The organism is Meiothermus granaticius NBRC 107808, assembly GCF_003574355.1.
Classification (GTDB): domain Bacteria; phylum Deinococcota; class Deinococci; order Deinococcales; family Thermaceae; genus Meiothermus; species Meiothermus granaticius.
In genome coordinates, this window is the sequence record NZ_QWLB01000025.1 from 33,663 (window position 1) to 51,729 (window position 18,067).

Annotated in this window: 17 protein-coding genes and 1 riboswitch; of the genes, 12 read left to right on the plus strand and 5 right to left on the minus strand. The window is 63.5% G+C overall.

Features of this window, described 5'->3' with window-relative positions:
- The first annotated feature begins 29 nt into the window (after window positions 1-29).
- Genes Mgrana_RS10015 through Mgrana_RS10025 form a run of 3 tightly spaced genes read left to right on the plus strand, consistent with a single transcriptional unit; the run spans window position 30 to window position 3,718 of the window.
- Window positions 30-1,286, plus strand: coding sequence for a glutamate-5-semialdehyde dehydrogenase (locus tag Mgrana_RS10015; RefSeq protein ID WP_119357469.1), 1,257 nt, complete (start codon window positions 30-32; stop codon window positions 1,284-1,286).
- 7 nt (window positions 1,287-1,293) lie between these two features.
- A complete protein-coding gene (locus Mgrana_RS10020; RefSeq protein ID WP_119357470.1) occupies window positions 1,294-2,178 on the plus strand; it encodes a YhjD/YihY/BrkB family envelope integrity protein in 885 nt (294 codons plus the stop codon).
- A 58-nt stretch (window positions 2,179-2,236) separates the two neighbouring features.
- On the plus strand, window positions 2,237-3,718 hold the full coding sequence (locus Mgrana_RS10025; protein WP_119357471.1) for an ABC transporter permease subunit: 1,482 nt from the start codon (window positions 2,237-2,239) through the stop codon (window positions 3,716-3,718).
- A gap of 11 nt (window positions 3,719-3,729) precedes the next feature.
- Here Mgrana_RS10025 and Mgrana_RS10030 read toward each other — a convergent pair whose 3' ends face one another.
- The gene (locus tag Mgrana_RS10030; protein ID WP_119357472.1) at window positions 3,730-4,161 is read right to left on the minus strand and encodes an SWIM zinc finger family protein; all 432 of its coding nucleotides are present in this window, start codon (window positions 4,159-4,161) and stop codon (window positions 3,730-3,732) included.
- 78 nt (window positions 4,162-4,239) lie between these two features.
- Window positions 4,240-4,387: riboswitch (FMN riboswitch) on the plus strand.
- Window positions 4,388-4,537: 150 nt separating this feature from the next.
- Between Mgrana_RS10030 and Mgrana_RS10035 the strand changes: the two genes are divergently transcribed.
- Entirely contained in the window at window positions 4,538-5,506 is a 969-nt protein-coding gene (locus Mgrana_RS10035; protein WP_119357473.1) for an ABC transporter substrate-binding protein, read from the plus strand.
- Between the two features lies 1 nt (window position 5,507).
- On the opposite strand, the gene Mgrana_RS10040 is transcribed toward Mgrana_RS10035, so the two are convergent.
- Window positions 5,508-6,533, minus strand: a complete 1,026-nt coding sequence (locus Mgrana_RS10040; RefSeq protein WP_119357486.1) for a hypothetical protein — start codon at window positions 6,531-6,533, stop codon at window positions 5,508-5,510.
- Between the two features lie 121 nt (window positions 6,534-6,654).
- Here Mgrana_RS10040 and Mgrana_RS10045 point away from each other — a divergent pair, with 121 nt between their 5' ends.
- The 5 genes from Mgrana_RS10045 (at window position 6,655) to Mgrana_RS10065 (ending at window position 11,653) form a co-directional block, all read left to right on the plus strand.
- A complete protein-coding gene (locus Mgrana_RS10045) occupies window positions 6,655-7,902 on the plus strand; it encodes a polysaccharide deacetylase family protein (protein WP_119357474.1) in 1,248 nt (415 codons plus the stop codon).
- 173 nt (window positions 7,903-8,075) lie between these two features.
- Complete coding sequence (locus Mgrana_RS10050) at window positions 8,076-9,221, plus strand: acyltransferase family protein (RefSeq protein WP_119357475.1); 1,146 nt, start codon at window positions 8,076-8,078, stop codon at window positions 9,219-9,221.
- Window positions 9,222-9,340: 119 nt separating this feature from the next.
- Window positions 9,341-9,604 carry a hypothetical protein gene (locus tag Mgrana_RS10055; protein ID WP_119357476.1) on the plus strand — a complete coding sequence of 88 codons (264 nt, stop codon included), beginning with the start codon at window positions 9,341-9,343 and terminating at the stop codon, window positions 9,602-9,604.
- A 70-nt stretch (window positions 9,605-9,674) separates the two neighbouring features.
- On the plus strand, window positions 9,675-10,334 hold the full coding sequence (locus Mgrana_RS10060) for a response regulator transcription factor (protein WP_119357477.1): 660 nt from the start codon (window positions 9,675-9,677) through the stop codon (window positions 10,332-10,334).
- Window positions 10,335-10,372: 38 nt separating this feature from the next.
- On the plus strand, window positions 10,373-11,653 hold the full coding sequence (locus Mgrana_RS10065) for a HAMP domain-containing sensor histidine kinase (RefSeq protein ID WP_119357478.1): 1,281 nt from the start codon (window positions 10,373-10,375) through the stop codon (window positions 11,651-11,653).
- Here Mgrana_RS10065 and Mgrana_RS10070 read toward each other — a convergent pair.
- Entirely contained in the window at window positions 11,627-12,583 is a 957-nt protein-coding gene (locus Mgrana_RS10070) for a PIG-L deacetylase family protein (protein ID WP_240631319.1), read from the minus strand. The two genes, Mgrana_RS10065 and Mgrana_RS10070, sit on opposite strands and share 27 nt — an antisense overlap.
- A 23-nt stretch (window positions 12,584-12,606) precedes the next feature.
- On the opposite strand from Mgrana_RS10070, the gene Mgrana_RS10075 reads away from it, so the two are divergent.
- Together Mgrana_RS10075 and Mgrana_RS10080 are read left to right on the plus strand one after the other, a co-directional pair.
- Window positions 12,607-13,230 carry a GNAT family N-acetyltransferase gene (locus Mgrana_RS10075; protein ID WP_240631320.1) on the plus strand — a complete coding sequence of 208 codons (624 nt, stop codon included), beginning with the start codon at window positions 12,607-12,609 and terminating at the stop codon, window positions 13,228-13,230.
- 289 nt (window positions 13,231-13,519) lie between these two features.
- On the plus strand, window positions 13,520-15,310 hold the full coding sequence (locus Mgrana_RS10080; RefSeq protein ID WP_119357480.1) for a 30S ribosomal protein S1: 1,791 nt from the start codon (window positions 13,520-13,522) through the stop codon (window positions 15,308-15,310).
- Window positions 15,311-15,370: 60 nt separating this feature from the next.
- On the opposite strand, the gene Mgrana_RS10085 is transcribed toward Mgrana_RS10080, so the two are convergent.
- Together Mgrana_RS10085 and Mgrana_RS10090 are read right to left on the minus strand one after the other, a co-directional pair.
- Window positions 15,371-16,198, minus strand: a complete 828-nt coding sequence (locus tag Mgrana_RS10085) for a class I SAM-dependent methyltransferase (protein ID WP_170146444.1) — start codon at window positions 16,196-16,198, stop codon at window positions 15,371-15,373.
- 61 nt (window positions 16,199-16,259) lie between these two features.
- Window positions 16,260-17,333 (minus strand): aminopeptidase, encoded by a 1,074-nt coding sequence (locus tag Mgrana_RS10090; RefSeq protein ID WP_119357488.1) that lies wholly within the window; start codon window positions 17,331-17,333, stop codon window positions 16,260-16,262.
- Between the two features lie 125 nt (window positions 17,334-17,458).
- Between Mgrana_RS10090 and Mgrana_RS10095 the strand changes: the two genes are divergently transcribed.
- The coding region (locus Mgrana_RS10095) for an E3 binding domain-containing protein (protein ID WP_206075076.1) at window positions 17,459-18,067 on the plus strand (609 nt) is incomplete at its 3' end.

Here is an 18,067-nt window from a genome sequence, read left to right on the forward strand (position 1 = left end):
CGCTTGGCCCGCTTGGTAGACTCGAGGCTATGGTCAACGCCCCTAGCTCACTGCTTCAGTTAGCCCAGGCGGCCCAAGCAGCGGCCCGAGCGCTCGCCAAAGCCAGCCCTGCGGCCAAGGCCCGGGCCCTGCAGCTCACCGCAGAGAAGCTGCGCACGGAATGGGAGGGCCTCGAGGCGGCCAACCGCGTCGATCTGGCCCAGGCCGAGGCCACCGGTCTATCCAAAGCCAAGCTAGACCGGCTCCGGCTCACCGCCAGAATTCGCGATGACCTGATCGGCGGGCTTTTACAGGTGGCCGAGATGCCGGACCCCATCGGGGCCATTGAAAGTCTCACGGTTCGCCCCAATGGCCTACAGGTGGGCCGGATGCGGGTCCCGCTGGGGGTTATCGGCTTCATCTATGAATCGCGGCCCAACGCCACCGTTGAGGCCAGCGCCCTCAGCCTCAAGGCCGGAAACGCCATCCTGCTGCGGGGCGGCAAGGAGGCCTGGCACTCCAATCGGGCCCTCGTGCAGGTGCTCCAGGCCTCGCTTATAGAAGCAGGCTTACCCGCTGAGGCCATCCAGCTAGTACCCACCCCCGACCGCTCGGCCATCCTCGAGATGTGCCAACTGGCCGGGCTGCTGGACTTGATCATTCCCCGGGGGGGCAAGGAGCTGATCGAGCTGGTGCAGCGCGAGGCCCGGATGCCGGTGCTGGCCCATGCCGAGGGGGTTAATCACCTCTACGTGGATGCCGGGGCGGATTTAGAGAGTGCAGTGGCCATCGCGGTGAACGGCAAAGCCCAGCGTCCCAGCACCTGCAACAGCCTCGAGAAGGTTTTGGTACACGCGACCGAGGCCCCACGCTTCCTGCCCAGGCTAGCGGCGGCGATGCAGGCTGCTCAGGTTGAACTGCGGGGAGACCCGCGAACCCGGGCCATCATCGAGGCGACGGCTGCGCATGAAGAGGACTGGAGCACCGAGTACCTCGACCTGATCCTCACCGTGAAGGTGGTGGACTCCCTCGAGGAAGCCCTGGCCCACATCGCCCGCTACGGCTCGAGGCATACTGAGGCCATCTGCACCAACACCCACCCCCATGCCATGCGCTTTCTGCACGAGGTAGACGCTTCGTTGGTGCTGGTCAATGCCTCGCCCCGCTTCAACGACGGCTTCCAACTCGGGCTAGGCGCTGAGATTGGGATCTCCACCAGCAAGCTGCACGCTTATGGGGCCATGGGGGTACGCGAACTCACCACCACCAAGTTCATCGCCCTGGGGAACGGCCAAATACGAGACTAATGCTCTCATGCTCGGGTTTTTACAGCGCATTTACCAAAGCTATACGGCCTCCCACATTCCCTTTTTCGCTGCCGCCCTGGCCTACTACGCGCTGTTCAGCCTGATGCCGCTGCTGTTTCTGTTGGTGGGGGTGTTTGGTTTCATCCTGCGGGGCAATGCCGAGCTCGAGAGCGCCTTTTTCAGCCGGTTGGTCGAGCTCACGGTGCTGCTGTTCCCCACCCAGCCGGAGATCGCCCAAACCCTACTGAGTTTTTTGACCAAAGGTGCGTTTCCCATCACCTTTGCCAGCTTGCTAGTACTCTTATGGGCCAGCAGCAACTTCTTTGCCGCTTTGGCCTACGCCCTGGGGGTGATCTTCGGCCAGGGGCCTCCCCGGCTGCAGCTTCCCTTCCCCCCAGACTTCCCTGCCCCCGGCCTCTCTCCGCTGGGCCGTGGTTCACGGCGAGTTCTGGCCCAGCTAGGGGCACTGCGGGGGCGGGTGGCGGCGTTGCTGGCCCCACTGCTGCTGGGTTTAGCCCTCATCCTGCTGGCCCTGCTGGGGCTGGGGCTCTCCTTCCTGCTGCGCTATCTTCCAGCCGGGTTTGATTTTCTGCGGGGGGGCCTCGAGCTGATTCTTCCCATCCTGGGCGGTTTCCTGCTCTTCTTCTTCACCTATGCCCTGCTCCCGGTTCCCGCGCCCCAGCTCAGCTCAGCGCTGCTGTCGGCCCTGCTGGCCGCCCTGGCCTGGGAAGGGATGCGGCTGGGGCTGCCCCTCCTGCTCCCGCGCACCCAGTATGAGGTGATCTACGGCCCCATCGCTGGGTTCTTGCTGGCCCTGGTGGGGTTTTACCTGACCATGTGGATTCTGCTCTCGGGTGCGGTGGTGGCCCGGGTGCTTTCTGAGGAGGTTTAGGCCCTCTCTCCGTGAAGCAAGGTGCAGTCGTCCGCTGGGCGGTGGGTATGCTGGAGGCATGGGTCATCCGGCTCCGCCGCTCCCAGCCACCGCTGAAACCTCGGTGGCCATCCGGCTTGCCGGGGTAACAGTGGAGTTCGGGGGGCAGCGGGTGCTCTCGGAAGTGAATTTAGAGGTGCGCAAGGGCGAGTTTGTGGCGATCATCGGACCCTCAGGAGGCGGTAAAAGCACCTTGCTACGGGTGATCGCGGGGCTGCTTGGGGCCCAGCAGGGCGAAGTGCAGGTAGCGGGTCAGCCCGCGATGGTGTTTCAGGATTATCGGCTCCTGCCCTGGCGCACGGTAGAGGGCAACATTCGGCTTCCCATCGAACTCACCGGGCGGGGCAAGATTGAAACCCATCTGGGGATGAAGCCCTACTGCAAACTGTATCCCCACCAGCTTTCTGGGGGGATGAAGGCTCGAGTGGCCATCGCCCGGGCCTTGGCGCAAGACGCCGAGGTGCTGCTGATGGATGAGCCCTTCGCCGCGCTCGACGCCCTGGTGCGCGAGCGGTTCAACCTGGAGCTTAAGCAGCTCCATCAGCGCACCGGGAAAACCGTGCTGTTCGTGACCCATAGCATCCGTGAGGCGGTGTATCTGGCCGACCGGGTGGTGGTGCTGACCGGTGGGAAAATTGACACGGTGCTGGACACCTCGGGCGAAGGCCGCCTTACCGCCTTCACCGACGGCCTCGAGGCCGAACTCCGCCAGCGGCTAGGGGTGGCGGATTCGAGCTTCCTCGAGCCCCCTCCCCCTCCCCTGCGTCCGCCCTGGGAGCTCTTTGGGGTGGTGGGCCTCGTTACCCTGTTTTTCCTGGCCTGGGGACTGCTGGCCGCGCAGGTCCCGGTCTTTGTGCCTCCGCCGAGCGCGGTCTGGAGCGCCATCCTCCAAAACAGCGGCATCCTGGCACAAAATGCCCTCTCCACCTTGCAGACCACCGGCCTGGGAATTCTCTGCTCACTGCTCATCGGCCTGCCCCTGGGGTATGCGATGGGCCGGGTTCGGGCCCTGGAGCGGCTGCTCTCGCCCTTCATCGTGGCCCTGCAGGCCGTTCCAACCGTGATCATTGCCCCCCTGTTGATCATCTGGTTCGGTTATGGGCTCAGCTCCAAAGTGATCGTCACCGCCTTGATCTCGATCTTCCCGGTGTTGGTCTCGGCCATGGTGGGGGTGCGCGAGGTAGACCGCACCTACCGAGAGGTGTTCCAAACCATGGGGGCCAAGGCCTGGGGGGTGTTTGCCAAGCTGGAGTTTCCCGGAGCCCTCCCAGTGATCTTGGGTGGGCTGCGCCTGACCGTCTCGCTGGCCTTGATCGGGGCGGTGGTGGCGGAGTTTGTCTTTGGTGGCTCCGGCCTGGGATTCATGGCCAACAGCGAACGGCTCAACTTTCACTACCCCACCTCTTTCGCTGCGGTGGTGGTGACGGTGCTGCTAGGGATCACGCTCTATGGCCTGGTGGCCTGGCTCGAGGGGTACGTGCTGCGCTACCGGCGGCGGTAATCCCCGCCCGCTCATTGCTCCTCACGCTGCACCGCCTGGTGGGCGAACTCGAGCAGCGGCTCGGGCCGCGCCTCATAGAGCACCCACAACAGCTCCACCAGTTGGCCGTCGGAGAGCCCCCTCAGCTCCGCCAGCATCCCCGGTTTTTGAGGCTTGGGCCGGACCCTGCGGAAGACCTCGGGGGCCTCGAGGATCGCCAGGGCCAGGGCCACCACGTGCTTGCACACCGGTCCCCAGGTATAAGGACAGGTACAACCCCAGGTCCCCTCCTTTAGGTCAATAAAGCTGCGGTAGGGGTAGGGGGCCGAGCCGCGCAGCCGGGCCCGGTAGCGCTTTTGGGCAACCGTGGCCTCCAAAAACTCGGCCCTCCGGAACAGCTCCTGCCCCCGCTGCAGCACCCGCGGGTCGGCTTGTTCCAGCAGGCTCTCGAGTTCCAACCGCACCCCCCCATCACAATCTAACCAGGCCCACTTTGCAACCCCGAACGGGGCGGGTATCCTGAACTCGGACCGCTATGGTCCTAATTCCTTCGGGGCGGGGTGCAATTCCCCACCGGCGGTAACGGCCCAAGGCCGAAGCCCGCGAAGCCTGGAAATCAGCCGTACATCCAGGCCCGACTCGGTGAGACTCCGAGGCCGACGGTCACAGTCCGGATGAGAGAAGGAGCGAAGCCCAGGGTTTCCCGACCCTGAGCGGCAAAGATGATTGGAAATACCTCCTAGCCCTTCCAGACAACTCCGTTCGCTCTAACCCCGCAGGCCTGAGTTCGTGCCTCGGCCTGGGCTGAGGATGCACGGTTCGTCTTGGAGGGATGGTTTCATGAAAGTTTGGACGGTTTTGTGGTTGGCCTTGATCTCGCTGGGCCTGGCCCAGGGGCAAAAGGTTCGGGTTGGGCTCGGGTATCTGCCCGATGTGCAGTTCGCCCCCTTTTACGCCGGGGTGCTCGAGGGGATCTATGCCAAGAGTGGCCTGGACGTGGAGTTTCAGCACGGGTTTTCCTCTGAGCTATACCCGCTCCTGGCTCAGGGCAAGCTGGACTTCGTGGTAGCCGACGCCGAGGACGTGATCGCCCTGCGGGCCCAGGGCACCCCGCTGAAGTATGTCTTGGCCATGTATCAAAGCGTGCCCAACGCGCTTTTTTCCAGGGTTGAGAAGGGCATCAAGACGGTGCGCGACCTCAAGGGCAAGACCATCGGGATACCGGGGCTTTTCGGTAACTCCTACACCTCCCTCCAGGCCATGCTGCGGGCCGCAGGGCTCAAGGAGTCCGAGGTCAAGCTCGAGCAGATCGGCTTTACCCAGGCCGAGGCTGTGCTGACCGGTCGAGTGGATGCGGCCATGGGCTACATCAACAATGAGCCGTTGGTGCTTCAGGCCAAAGGAATTGCCCTCAACGTGATCCCCGCCGCACCCTATAACCTTTCCCCTGGGGTGGGGGTGATCGGCAGCGACAAAGGCCTGGAAAACGCCGAGTTGACCCGTAAATTCGTTCAGGCCACTCAGGACGCGCTGGCCTTCACCCTGGCCCAGCCCCGCAAAGCCTTCGAGGACTCCAAGAAGTACGTGCAAAACCTGGGGGAGGACCGCTTCAAGGTGTTACAGGTTTCCCTGAAGCTCTACACCTCACCCTATACCCGCACCCACGGCCTGGGGTTTTCCAACCCGCAGGCTTGGGTCAGCGGGCTGGCCTTGCTGCAGGCTACGGGACGGGTCAAGACGGGCCTTCCGGCCACCGCCTTCTACACCAACGAGTTTCTCAAGCCTGGGGGAGATCAGGCCAGCCGGTGAATCACCTCGAGGCTGCGGCAAACGCCGCCTTCGGGCCATCGGGGACGTAGCCGTACTGCTCGTATAGGGCGTAGCCTTTGCGGATATAAGCACGGGCTTCCTCGGCCTTGCCCTCACGCTGTAAAACCAACCCCAGCACATAGGTGGCCAGCGGGTTTTCTGGGGCATACTTCACCGCCTGACGCAGAAAGCGTTCGGAAGCCGCAAGGCCCTCGGGGGTTTTGGGCGCAGCCAGGAACCCCCCTGGGGCCCGCTCACCCCGGTAGTAGTAAAACTGCGAGCGCAGGTAGTCGAAGCTGAGTGGGGTCACGGCCCGGGGCTTCACCACCTGTCCAGTGGCCACCAGCTTGTAGCCGGAGATGGTGTGGTCCGGGTTGAAGACCGGTTCGGCAAACTGGTATTTGCCCTGGATGGGCGCGAAGATGCCCTGATGGGTGAAAAAGGGGGTGGGCTCGGAGGCATCAATCTCCACGTCGCGCCCATCGGAGAGCTTGATGATCGCGGTGACGTGGCCCAGGTTGCTGACCTGACCCTGTTGGTTTTTCCAGACCATATAGGCCCCGGCCTCAATCCCCATCTGCTGGAGCATCCCTGCGATCAGCACCGATTGCAGCAGGCATTGGCGCTCGCTGCGGGTCACTGCATAGGTAAACTCGTAGCCGCGCTCGAGGCTGAACTTGAGGAGGGTGGCCTTGACCAAGCGGTGCAGCCAAGCCCCGGTCTCGAGCTCGAGCTTGGTTTTGGCGGCTGGATCCCTGAGGGCGGCCAGCTCCTTTTTGCGCTGGGCTAAAGCCGCCATCAGGCCGAGGTTGGGATACCCCTCGAGCTTCGCTTGGGGGGTTTTGGCGTAGGCGGCTTCGAACCAGGCATAAAACGGCTGAACCCCTTGCGCGGGGCTCTCCCTGTAGGAGTCCTGTACCCACGTGGTAAATGCCGGAGAACGGTAGGGATACTCCCCCGCTTGGGGCTGGGCCCAGGCCCACCCCACCAACCCCAGGCCAAGCAAGCCGAGCAAGGCACGCTTCATATCCCCCATAGTGTTGAAGATCTCCATGAAGCCGGGGTGATAGGATGATCCCGCCCGCGGCGCTGAAGAGGCGCTTCAGGACAAATTCATTTGCTTAGCCATGATTAATAGAGGTACGCCGATGCAACGCTATCGTTTAGTCCTCACCGCCCTGCTGTGGAGCCTATCCGCCGCTCTGGCGCAACCCCAAGCCCCACTGCCTAAGGTCGAACCCATCCTTCCAGGTGAGGTGCAGCCCCTTGCCCCTGGACAACTCCCCCCTCCGGTGCTGCCCCAGATCTCCCTGACCCCGGCCATCCCCGAGGTGCGGCGAATCTCGTATGCCTCCAACGGCTTCATCGAGGTAGCAGCGGCTTTGGTTCTGGTTCCGGAGGAGGACACCAATCCGGAGTATCTGCTGAGCAAAGCCCAGCAGGTGGCTCGAGCCACCTTTGCAGCCCGACCCAGCCTCGAGGAAGTGGACCTGAGCTTATACAGCGCCAAAGATTACGCCGGTTTTGGCGGGCCGCTGCCCCGCTTCACCGCGGCGGTCAACAAAGCCCGTCTCCCCGCGTTTCTGGCCCTCAATCTGGGCAGCCTGCACAGCTACGATCACCTCTGGCTCAACCCCGGTGACTCCGTGTATGGCCCCCCCGCGCCCTACACCAGCGAGCTTGAACGGACCCCCCGTTTCCAGGGAACCGGGGCCCAGGTGCGGGCTCAGCAGCTCGAGCAAACCGCGGCCAGCCAGCAGGGCGGGGTGCTGGGAAACCTGCTCTACCACGGTGATCCTTCGCGCCCCCTGGCTGCCTTGACCTTCGATGACGCGCCCCATCCCCTCTACACCCCGCTGCTCCTCGATGCCCTACGCCGGGCCCGGGTTCGGGCCACCTTTTTCTGCATCGGGCGCAACGCCAAAGCCTATCCATACTTCATCCGTGACCTCTCGAGAGAAGGCCACGAGATCGGCAACCACACCTACCACCATGTCCGGCTCAACAATCTGGACGCGGCCAGCATTCGCCAGGAGATCGTGCTGGCCAATCAAGTCCTAGAGGGCATCACCGGCAAACCAGTGCACTTCTTCCGGCCTCCCGGCGGGCGTTTTTCCCCCACCGTGCTCAGCGTGGTGCGCGAGCTGGGTATGACCATGGCCTTCTGGACCGATGACCCTGCCGACTTCGATAACCTGGGGGATGCGCGGCTCGAGAACCGCCTGGTCTCCAAGCTGCGGCCTGGGGGAATTGTGCTGTTACACGATAATGTCCTGCAAACCACCCAGGTGTTGTCCAGCTTCTTGAGTGTGGCCGAGCGCCAAGGGATACGGCTGGACACCCTGGGTGCCCTGGTACGCCGGGCTGCTCCCTCCGTCACCTCGGCCCAGCCCTAACCCCAATTGTTGCCGCGCCAAGATTTGACCAGCGAAGCCGGGCCTAATCTACGGGCAGCCCTTCCCATCCTCCTCTTCAGCTTCTTTTCAGCAGGGCTTCACCAGATCCACAAAGACTGGGAGGATAGTTGGAATGAGCCAGGCCGCGAGGTCGGAGGCGACCAAGAGGATTTATGGTTGTACCCACCGCCCTACCCAAACCCACAGCTGTCCCCAAAGCTTCCCAGCGCCTCCTGGCCCTTGACGGGTTGCGGGGCTTGACCGTGCTGCTGATGCTCTTGGTCAATAACGTCGCCCTCGATGCGGCCACCCCCGACACCCTAACCCACGCTCCGTTTGGAGGGGTAAACCTGGCCGATCTGGTGTTCCCTTGGTTTTTGTTCTGCATGGGGGCCGCAATCCCCTATGCTCACGCCAGTTTTCTCAAATCGGGACAGTCCGTGTGGGCCTACGTACAGAAGGCCCTGGGGCGCAGCCTCGCCCTTTTTGCCATCGGGCTGTTTCTGACCAGTGCCCTGGCCCACGCTCCGGTCTTCGCATTGGGGGTTTTGCAGCTCATCGCCCTGGCCTATCTGGTGGCCGCGCTGATCTACGTCGCCCTACCCCGAACGCTCCCGCTGCTGGGGGTGGCCGGGTTGTTATTGGTGGGGTATTGGGCCGCTTTGCGCTTCGTGCCCATACCGGGAGCGGGGCCTGGGATCTTTGAGGAAGACCGCAACCTGCTCCTTTACCTCAACCAAACCTACCTCGAGCCCATCGGGTTGCGCGGCCTGCTCTCGGTAATCCCTACCGCTGCCTTGGCCCTGCTGGGGGCGGTGGTGAGCCGAATCTTGCGCAGCGGTGGCCGCGGCGACCCCAAAACCACCGACCCCGCCGCCCGGCCCCGGCCGATCAGCCTCGAGCTGCTGGCCTTCGGCATCGGCATGACCCTCATTGGCTGGCTATGGAGCTTTAGTCTGCCCTTCAGCAAAACCTTCTGGACCTCGCCCTATATCCTGTTCTCGGCGGGGTTAGGGACCTTGTTGATCGCTGTTTTCTATCTGCTCTTCGATCTCAAGGGATGGCGATGGCTGGCCTTTCCCCTGGCGGTGCCGGGCTCCAACGCACTGCTGGCCTATGTGGCCCCAATCCTCTTCAAAATCTGGGTGCTTCAGGGGTGGAGCCTGGGCGGGCAAAACCTGCAAAAGCTCTGGCTGAATGCCCTGGTTTCGCTGAGCGGCCCGATCACCGGCGGGTGGCTCTACACCCTTTCCTACATTGCGGTGTGGTGGTTGGTCCTTCTCTGGCTCTATCGGCGACGTGTTTTCCTGCGGGTCTAAGCCTTCTTAGGGCCGGCCCTCACCCGGCCAAAAGCAGCCCCCCTTCACCCTGAATTCACCCTACCCATAGATGCTTTTTGGGACCCAGAGCAGTTCTATGGGTCCACTTGGAGAAATCTATGAAAAAATCGTTGATCTGGGCAGTAGGGGTTCTGGCCATCCTAGGCGCTTCGCTCGTGCAGGCGGCTCCCGTGCAAGCTGCAACCAGCAAGACCACAACCGTGCATACCCACAAACGGGTGACCCACAAGAAGGTGGTCCACAAAAAATTGGTGCATAAGAAGGTCATCTATAAAAAGTCTGTTCGCAAACCCCTCAAGCTGCGCGCCCATGCCCATCACAGCCTCAAATCCCATCCTCGCCTTTGGACCAAGAAAGCCTAAGCCAGCGGAGTGATCCTGCCCTCCAACCCCGATCATGCTTAACTCACCGGAAGCTGCGATACCCTTAGATATGCGCCTGCTGGTGGTGGAGGATGAGCCAAGCCTGAGCCAGACCCTCTGTGAAAGCCTGGCCACCCAGGGGTTTCAACCCTGGTTAGCGGCCTCGGCTGCAGAGGCGGAGAGGGTGGTTTGGGAAAGACCCTTCGACCTGTTTTTGCTGGATGTGATGCTCCCCGAGGGGGAGGAAGCGGGGTTTGAGCTGGCGGAGTCCCTGCGCGAGGCGGGGTTCCGCCAACCGATCCTCTTCCTCACCGCCCGCGAAGGATTGCCCGACCGGGTACGGGGCCTCGAGGTGGGGGATGATTACCTGCCCAAACCCTTTGCCCTAGCCGAGCTGGTGGCTCGGCTGCGGGCCTTGGCCCGCCGGGGGGAAGTGAAGCCCCAGGTACTGCGGGTGGGAGACCGCTTGGAGATCGCTTTTGAGCGGCGCGAGGTGCGCTACCGGGGGGACCTGATCCGGCTCACTGCCAAGGAATACCAGGTGCTCGAGCTTTTTGCCCTCAACGCCGGGCGGGTTTTCACCCGCGAAGAGGTGCTCGAGCGCATCTGGGGGCCAGGGTTTGAATCGGATTCCAACCTGATTGATGTCTACATCAAAAACCTGCGCAAGCGGTTATACGAGGGCGTGATCGAGACGGTGCGGGGGCTGGGGTATCGGCTGGGGGAGTAAGCCCCTGATGCTCGCCTGGGGCAGCACCCACAAGAGCTATGTACCTTCGCACGCGCCTGGCCCTGATTGCCGCCGGACTGACCCTGGCGGGGTTGGGGCTGGGCTTGGTGCTGCTGTATGTGCTGCTGGAGCGCAGCCGCCTGGCCGATCTCGACCGCGAGCTGGCGTTCCAGGCCAAAACCATACTGAACGCCGCGCTAACCGACCCCAACAACGAGATCACGCCGGAGCTCGAGGACGAGCTCACCCTGCAAAGCGGGGTGAGCTCCATGCTGGTGTTCCGGGAAGGGCGGCTGATCTTTGCCGGAGGAGCCCTCAACACCAATGATTCCCTCGACCCCGCCACCCTGCCGCGCGGCAATGGGGTCTCGAGCGTAGGGGGGTGGCGGGTGCATACCCTTTCCCGCTCCGGCCTCACCGTACAAGTTGGCCGCCCCCTGGCTACCCTCTCGCGGGGACTCAACCGCTATGTCGCGGTAGCCCTGCCGCTGGCCCTGACCCTGGGGCTCCTGGCCGGGGGCACCGCCTGGTTACTGGTAGGGCTGGCGCTCAAGCCGCTCGAGGCCCTTACCGAAGCCACCTCCCATTTTGAGGAGGGTGCGGAAGTTCCCGAGCCCCCCAACAACGACGAGGTCTCCACCCTCTCGCGCAGCTTTCGAGACCTGCTGGCCCGCTTGCGCCTGCAGCGCGAGCGTGAGCAGCGTTTCTTAACCTACGCGGCCCATGAGTTACGCACCCCCATCTCGGCCTTCCGGGCCAGCCTCGAGGCCGCCCAGTTCCGAGGGCAGTTGGACGCTCCGCAGATCGAGCGGTTGCACCGCGAGGCCTTACGGCTGGAGACCTTAGCCCAAAACCTCCTGGCCCTCTCCCGGGCGGAGTCGGGGGAGGTACGCGTGCAGCCGCTGGACCTGGCCGACCTCCTCTCTGAAGCCTTTGATCGCTTTCAGCCGCTGGCCCTGGAGCGGGGGATGGAGCTCGAGCTGAACGCCAACCCCGCCCCTACCCAGGCCGATCCCCGGCTGCTGGAACAAGCCCTCAATAACCTGGTGATCAACGCGCTCCGCTATGCCAAAGTGGGGTTCATCCGGCTCAGCAGTGGGACCGAAGGCGGCTGGGCCTGGCTCGAGGTGGCCGACAACGGCCCTGGTTTTCCCAAAACCATAACCGAAGGGCTGGGGCTTCGGGTGGCCTATACGGTGGCCCGCGCCCTGGGGGGAAGGTTCTCTACTGCCAGCGCCGATGGAGCCCGGGCGCGGCTCGAGCTGCCGGCGGAATCCCCTCAGAAACCGGGCTCAGTGCTGGGGCAATGGGGTGGTTGAAAACAATTCATTCTGACGCACAAAAGCCCGCATAAAACGCCCCAGCAGCCGCATCTGGGTATGGTGGGCTTGGATCGCTTGCAGCTTTTTGGTGGCTTCATCCTGGCTGAGCGGCAAGGAGGTCCACTCCAGTCCACGCCCTCTGGGCGGGGGTTCCAGCGGCAGGGTCGGGTGCAGCCCTTTGGGCAAGGGCCACTCCAACCCACCATGCACTATCCAGTAACGCAGCCTCTCGCTTTCTCCCCGGGCCGCGAGCACCTGCAAAGCCAGCTCAGCCACCGCGCGGTGATCGGGGTGGGCATCCTGTGGGCTAGGCGCCAGCACCTGGGTGGGCTGTACCCTGTCCAGCACCCTCTTGAAATCGCGCTCGAGGTTCTCGCCAGTATATAGGCTGCCGGGGGTCAGATTGCCGCCATAGGGCACCCAGGAGAGGGCGGTGTAGCGGCTGATATAGGGCCTGCTGCGGTATTCCCTCAGCAGCCGAGCCAGCCCCTGATCCGGATAGCCCAGAAAGAACAGGTGGGCCTCCGGGACCCCCAATATGCGGGCCGCGGCTCGAGCCTCAGCCTGACGGGTGGCCGCCAGCTGGCGCAAGGCCTGGGGCCCAGGGCGCGGGGTATGCCCCAGCAACATGGCATCCCACTCAAAACCATCCCCGTTGGTAAACCACACTACATAGACCTGGGCCCCCGCCTTCAGGGCTTGCTGCATCGCCCCAGCACAGCACAGGGCTTCGTCATCGGGATGGGGAGAGAGCACCAGCAGGCGATCCGCTGGGCCGAAGCGCAGGGCCTGGGGCAAACTCTGCACCCTCGAGCCGTAGTAAAGCCGATACCCTAAGCTGAACAGCCCTGGAGCATTGATCACCAAAAAGGCCGTCGCTAGAAGTACCAGCAAAAGGTAGCGCTTCTTGATTCGCCGCGCACGCACGGGAGTATTATCGCCGGGTGCATGTGCGTGAGGTGAAGCCTCTCGACCTCGAGCCACTGGGCGAAATTGCCTATCGCACCGGATTCTTTGGCGATAGCGCACACCGCTTCTTCCCCGCTCAGGCCCTGTTCTGCGATTTGTGGGTGCGTCCTTATCTGGAGGGTGCGGGCTGCTGTGGATTCATAGGCGAAGACGAAACGGGCAAGCCGCTGGGCTATATCTTGGGAACTTGCAACCTGCGGCAGTACCAGCGCTGGATCCTCCAGCACCTCCCCAGGCTGTTGTTGCGAGCCCTGCGCGGGGAGTACCCAGGGCTCCTGGGCAGCTTGCCCTACCTGGTGCGCATGGCGCGCTACCCCACCCATCTGGCCCCGCTCGAGACCTATCCAGCCCAGCTGCACATCAACCTGCTGCCCGAATCGCGCGGCCAGGGCCTGGGAAGCCAGCTCATGGAGGCCTACCTCAGCTGCTTGCGCAGCAGAAATGTGATGGGGGTGCAGCTCTCCACCACCCGTGAAAACACCGCTGCTGTGGGGCTTTATCAGAAATTTGGATTCCACGTCTACAGCGAGTATCAAAGCCCCTTGTGGCAGCCCTGGTTGGGACGGAGCACGGGTCATGTGGTGATGGTCCGTGGGCTTTCCTAAGGGAATCCGGGCCGAAGCCGGTTGCGGCCCCCGGCCCTGAACCCCAGCCGCCCAGCGCCACAGGAGATTCAGGAAATCCGTCCCAACTTCATATTTGGGCGGGTCTAAACTGGCCGAAGCAGGTTGGACATTTGCCAAAGCGTGTGCTATAACTGACAGGTATGTCCTTTGACAGTCTCCCCAGACGTTAACGCCAGAGGACGACCCGTCGCGCAGACAATTTCCTCAAAGCCTGGCCGAGCCGGGCCGGATTGTCGCCGCGATCAAATGGAGTGGAGGAAACAGGCGGATGGAAGACCAAGCAACCCAGACCCCGGTAGAAACCGGAACCCAAGAGGCTGCCTCCTCGGCAGCCCCCAAGACCGTGACCCCGCCTTCGGCGGCCCAGACCCCCAGTGCGCCCCTGGAGCAGGGCGGGGCCAGCAGCGCCCAGAGCGGGCCTTTCAGCATGGAGCAGGCCCTGCAAGACGCCGAGGCTCGGCTCGAGAAAACCGTTCAGCGCGGACAGATCGTTCAGGGCACGGTGGTGTTGGTCACCCACGATGGGGTGATGGTGGACATCGGGACCCGCACCGAGGGGCTTATCCCCTTCAACCAGCTCACCGAAGAGAACCTCTCCGAGGAAGAACTCAAGAATCTGCTCAAACCGGGCGACAGCGTGACCGCTTATGTGGTCCGGGCCGATCTGGACAACGGGCAGATCGTGCTCTCCAAAAAGCGGGCCGAGAGCGACCAGTCCTGGGTTAAGATTCAGGCCCTCTTCGACCAAGGCGAGCCGGTGATGGTTACGGTCAAGGAAAAGGTCAAGGGCGGCTTGGTTGCCAACATCGAAGGTGTACGGGCCTTCCTACCCGCTTCGCAGGTAGACCTCAAGCGCACCCCCGAGCTCGACGAGTATGTGGGCCAGAGCTTCCCGGTCAAGATCATCGAGCTCAACCGCAAGAAGGGCCGGATTATCCTCTCGCGCCGCACGGTGCTCGAGAGCGAGCAAAAGGAAGCCCGGGCTCAGGTGCTCTCCCAGCTCAAAGAGGGGGATGTGGTCGAGGGTCAGGTGGTAGAGGTCACCGAGTTCGGGGTCTTTGTGGCGCTGGGCGGGGTGGATGGCCTGGTGCACCGCAGCGAGATCACCTGGGGTCGCTTCAACCATCCCCGGGATGTGCTGCAAAAGGGCCAGCATGTGCGAGCCAAGGTGCTCTCGATCGACACCGAGCGCGAGCGGGTTAACCTCTCGATCAAGGCCCTGACCCCCGACCCCTGGCTCACCGTCTCGGAGAAATACCCCATCGGCAGCAAGGTGAACGGCAAGGTAGTGGGCCTAACCCAGTTTGGCGCCTTCGTAGAGGTGGAGCCGGGGCTCGAGGGCCTCATCCATATCAGCGAGCTCTCCTGGACCAAGCGCCCCAAGCACCCTTCGGAGATCGTGAAGGAAGGCCAGGAGGTTGAGGCCCAGGTCTTGCGCATTGACCCTGCCGAGCGCCGGCTGAGCCTGGGGCTCAAACAGACTCAGCCTGACCCCTGGAAGTCTCTTCCCGACCGGTTCCCGCCCGGAACCCCGGTCAAGGGCCGGGTCACCGGCCTCACCGATTTCGGGGTATTTGTGGAGATCGAGCCGGGCATCGAGGGCCTGATCCACGTCTCCGAGCTGGATTACTCCCGGGTGGAGAAGCCCTCCGACCTCTTCAAGAAGGGCGATGAGGTCGAGGCGGCCATCCTCAACATTGACCCTGTTGAGCAGCGCATCTCCCTCTCCCGCAAGCGGCTGCTCACCCCGCCCCCCCAGGCGGTCTCGATCCCCAGCGGGGAGGAAGATGGGGAGCGCCGTCCGCGCCGGGAAGGGGCCGGGCGTGAGAACCGCCCCAAGCGTCCCAAGGGCAAAGGCGGTCCCCGCGAGGGCCGTGGCCTGCGCGAGCGCGACTTCGACTACGGTGGGGCTGGGAGCACCGCTGCCTACAACAACTACGATCCCACCGTGGCTGCTTCCTCCAACACCAACGTCAAGCTGGGGGATGTGTTCGGTGACCTGCTGAGCCAGCTTAGCCTCGAGGAAGAGCACGAGAAGCAGGCCGAAAAACAAGGCTAGAAACCCTTTACCCGGATCCCTCCGCGCCACACCAGGGCTGGTGTGGCGCGGAGGGGTTTTTTATGCTGCTCCAGGCTTCCGTCCGAAGGCAAAGTTGGCGGATACGTCCACCCAGATTCCATCGGGGGTGACCAACGGTCGCAGCTCCTCGAGGTGCTCGGCTTTCAGCTTTTCGCGCTCCCCGGGAGTGAGCTGTGCCAAGGACTGACCCTCGAGCCCCGCCATCATCTCGGCCCAACGGGCTTCCACGTCGGGAAGGTAATAGCCGCACTGCTCCGAGTACACTTCAATTGCTTCAAAACCGGCCTGGGACAGCAAATCTCGGCAGGCGTGGGGATCGATCAGGCGAACGGTCGGGAGCGGGCCTCGAGCAATCCCGTACCGCTCCAGCCGCACCGCCCAGAGGTCGTTTAAGGGTTGCAGAAACCCCGATCCGAAGCTGGAAAATCCTACTCTTCCGCCGTTTTTCAGCACCCGCCTGCATTCGCGCACCACCGCAAGCATATCGGGTATAAAGAATAGGGACGAAGCGCAAAGCACCGCATCAAAGCTGGCATCGGGGAACTCGAGCCGCTCGGCATCGCCTTGGCGAAACTCGAGGTTGCTCACCTCACCAAACTTCCGCCGGGCCTGGACCAACATCTGCGAGGAGAGGTCCATCCCGATCACACTTCCGCTCGGCCCCACGATCTGTGCTGCGACCCCGGCCACCAGCCCGGTGCCGGTAGCCACGTCCAAGACCTTCATGCCCTCGCGCAGCTCAGCCAGCTCTAGCAACCGCCGGGCGCAGACCTGCACGAAGCGCAGGGCGTCGTACCCGGCTGCCATGCGGTTGAAGGTCTCCTGCACCCGCTGCTTTTGTTCACTCGGTGACGGGGCTTGTGACATGGGTTCCTCCTCGGGGCCCGAGGCAGCGAACTGGGGTTGGATGGTCTCGAGCTGCCCCAGTCTACAATCCCAGGAACTCCCCGTTTTCCTGCAAGACCTCGCCATCAGCCCAGATCCGCCCACCCTGGCGCAGATCCAGCACCAGGTCCCAGTGAACGGCGGAAACGTTGGTCCCACCGCTCTCGGGGTAGCTGCGCCCCAGCGCGAGGTGCACGCTGCCGCCAATCTTCTCGTCGTAGAGGATGATCCCGCTGGGCTGCGCGATGCCATAATTGGTCCCGAGGCCAATCTCACCCAGGAAGCGCGCCCCCGCGTCGGTCTCGAGCATCCGCTGAAGGTACTCCTCCCCCCGCTCGGCTCTGGCCTCCACGACCTTGCCCTGCTGGAAGCGCAAATACACCCCCTCAACCCGCTGCCCCGAGACGGTGGCGGGCAGGTTGAAGAGGATCTCGCCCTCAGCGGAATCCTCGTGGGGCCCGGTGTAGACCTCACCGCTGGGCATGTTGCGCTTGCCGTCGGAGTTAAGCCAGGTACGGCCCGTCACCCGTAGCCGCAGGTCGGTGCCGGGGGCCTCGAGCCGCAGTTCCCGCACTGGCTCGAGCCGCCCGATCAGGGCGGCCTGAAAAGCAGCCAGCTCGCGCCACGCCGCCACGGGATCGGGCCGGTCTAGGTACAGCGCCCGTTCCACAAAAGCCCGGAATTCCGCCGTGCCCATCCCAGCCCCCTGAGCATAACCGGGGGTGGGGTACAAGGTCAGGCACCACCGCTTTTGTAGCCGCAGCTCGCTCAGGGGCCGCCAGGCTTTCTGTTGGGCGGCAATGCGGGCAGGGTCTATGTCGGTGGCCTCAAGCGGGTTTTCCGCGCTTAAGATTCGCAAGGAAGCATCGGCCCCCTCCATCAAGGCCAGCCTAGGGGGTGGGATGCGCTCGAGCCACTCCCCTCCCCAGCGGTAAAGATCGCGGGTCTGCCCAGGATACTCGAGCAGCACCAGCGGATAAGCCCCCCGCTCAAGCGCGGCGGGCACCAGCCGCTCGATCAGGGGGAGGGCCGGGGTTTGGGCTTCAACCACTACGGTCTGGCCTGGACGCAGCTCGAGGCAATACTCACTCAACAGCGCAGCAAAACGGGATTCCACCGCCTCAGGATACACGAGGCCGCATGCCTTCAGATAACGCCGGGTAACGCAATTATTCTCGATGCCCGCCTTGGCTGTTCAGATGCACCGGCAATACGTTACGCCTACGCTATGATTGGGGGAAGATGAGTGAGGTCAAAATTACCCCGCTGGCTCGCCGTCTGGCCGAGGAAAACGGCATTGACTGGCGTAAGCTCAATGGCACTGGTCCGGATAATACCGTGGTGGAGCGGGATATCCTAAACTTCTTAGCCAGGGTGATGGCCGGGGAAGTGAACCTGCCCCCCACCCCTGAGGAAGTCGCTCCGCCCCCCGAAGACATTCCCAACATGGCTCAGGCTCAGGCCCTGCTGCAACGCGAGGGGGTGCAGCTCGATGACCTGGTACCCAGCGCCCCGAGCTCGAGCCCCCTCCCCGAGGCCGCGCCCCGGCCCACCCTGGATGACCTGGACTTCGACATTGATTTTGAAACCGAGGCCGAGCTGTCCCTATCGGCAGAGCCCCCCGTAGCCGCATCCAAAACCCCCACCCTGCTCGAGATGGCCCCTGAACCCGAGCTGCCCGAGCCTCCAGCCCAACCCGTGGTAGAAGCCAGGCTACCCAGCCTGGAACCCCTCCCCAGCAATTCGGTCAACCCTGATCTGGAGGGGCTTCCGCCGCTGCCCGAGATGGAGCCCGAGCCCCCCCTACCCTCGGCTTCGGAGTCATCCCGGCTGGTTTGGGAAACCCAGGAG

Excerpts from the sequence above, each read along its gene's own strand:
- Mgrana_RS10015 (WP_119357469.1), top strand. The coding sequence starts at position 30 with ATGGTCAACGCCCCTAGCTCACTGCTTCAGTTAGCCCAGGCGGCCCAA.
- Mgrana_RS10020 (WP_119357470.1), top strand. The coding sequence starts at position 1,294 with ATGCTCGGGTTTTTACAGCGCATTTACCAAAGCTATACGGCCTCCCAC.
- Mgrana_RS10025 (WP_119357471.1), top strand. The coding sequence starts at position 2,237 with ATGGGTCATCCGGCTCCGCCGCTCCCAGCCACCGCTGAAACCTCGGTG.
- Mgrana_RS10035 (WP_119357473.1), top strand. The coding sequence starts at position 4,538 with ATGAAAGTTTGGACGGTTTTGTGGTTGGCCTTGATCTCGCTGGGCCTG.
- Mgrana_RS10040 (WP_119357486.1), bottom strand. The coding sequence starts at position 6,533 with ATGAAGCGTGCCTTGCTCGGCTTGCTTGGCCTGGGGTTGGTGGGGTGG.
- Mgrana_RS10045 (WP_119357474.1), top strand. The coding sequence starts at position 6,655 with ATGCAACGCTATCGTTTAGTCCTCACCGCCCTGCTGTGGAGCCTATCC.
- Mgrana_RS10050 (WP_119357475.1), top strand. The coding sequence starts at position 8,076 with ATGGTTGTACCCACCGCCCTACCCAAACCCACAGCTGTCCCCAAAGCT.
- Mgrana_RS10055 (WP_119357476.1), top strand. The coding sequence starts at position 9,341 with ATGAAAAAATCGTTGATCTGGGCAGTAGGGGTTCTGGCCATCCTAGGC.
- Mgrana_RS10060 (WP_119357477.1), top strand. The coding sequence starts at position 9,675 with ATGCGCCTGCTGGTGGTGGAGGATGAGCCAAGCCTGAGCCAGACCCTC.
- Mgrana_RS10065 (WP_119357478.1), top strand. The coding sequence starts at position 10,373 with ATGTACCTTCGCACGCGCCTGGCCCTGATTGCCGCCGGACTGACCCTG.
- Mgrana_RS10080 (WP_119357480.1), top strand. The coding sequence starts at position 13,520 with ATGGAAGACCAAGCAACCCAGACCCCGGTAGAAACCGGAACCCAAGAG.
- Mgrana_RS10085 (WP_170146444.1), bottom strand. The coding sequence starts at position 16,198 with ATGTCACAAGCCCCGTCACCGAGTGAACAAAAGCAGCGGGTGCAGGAG.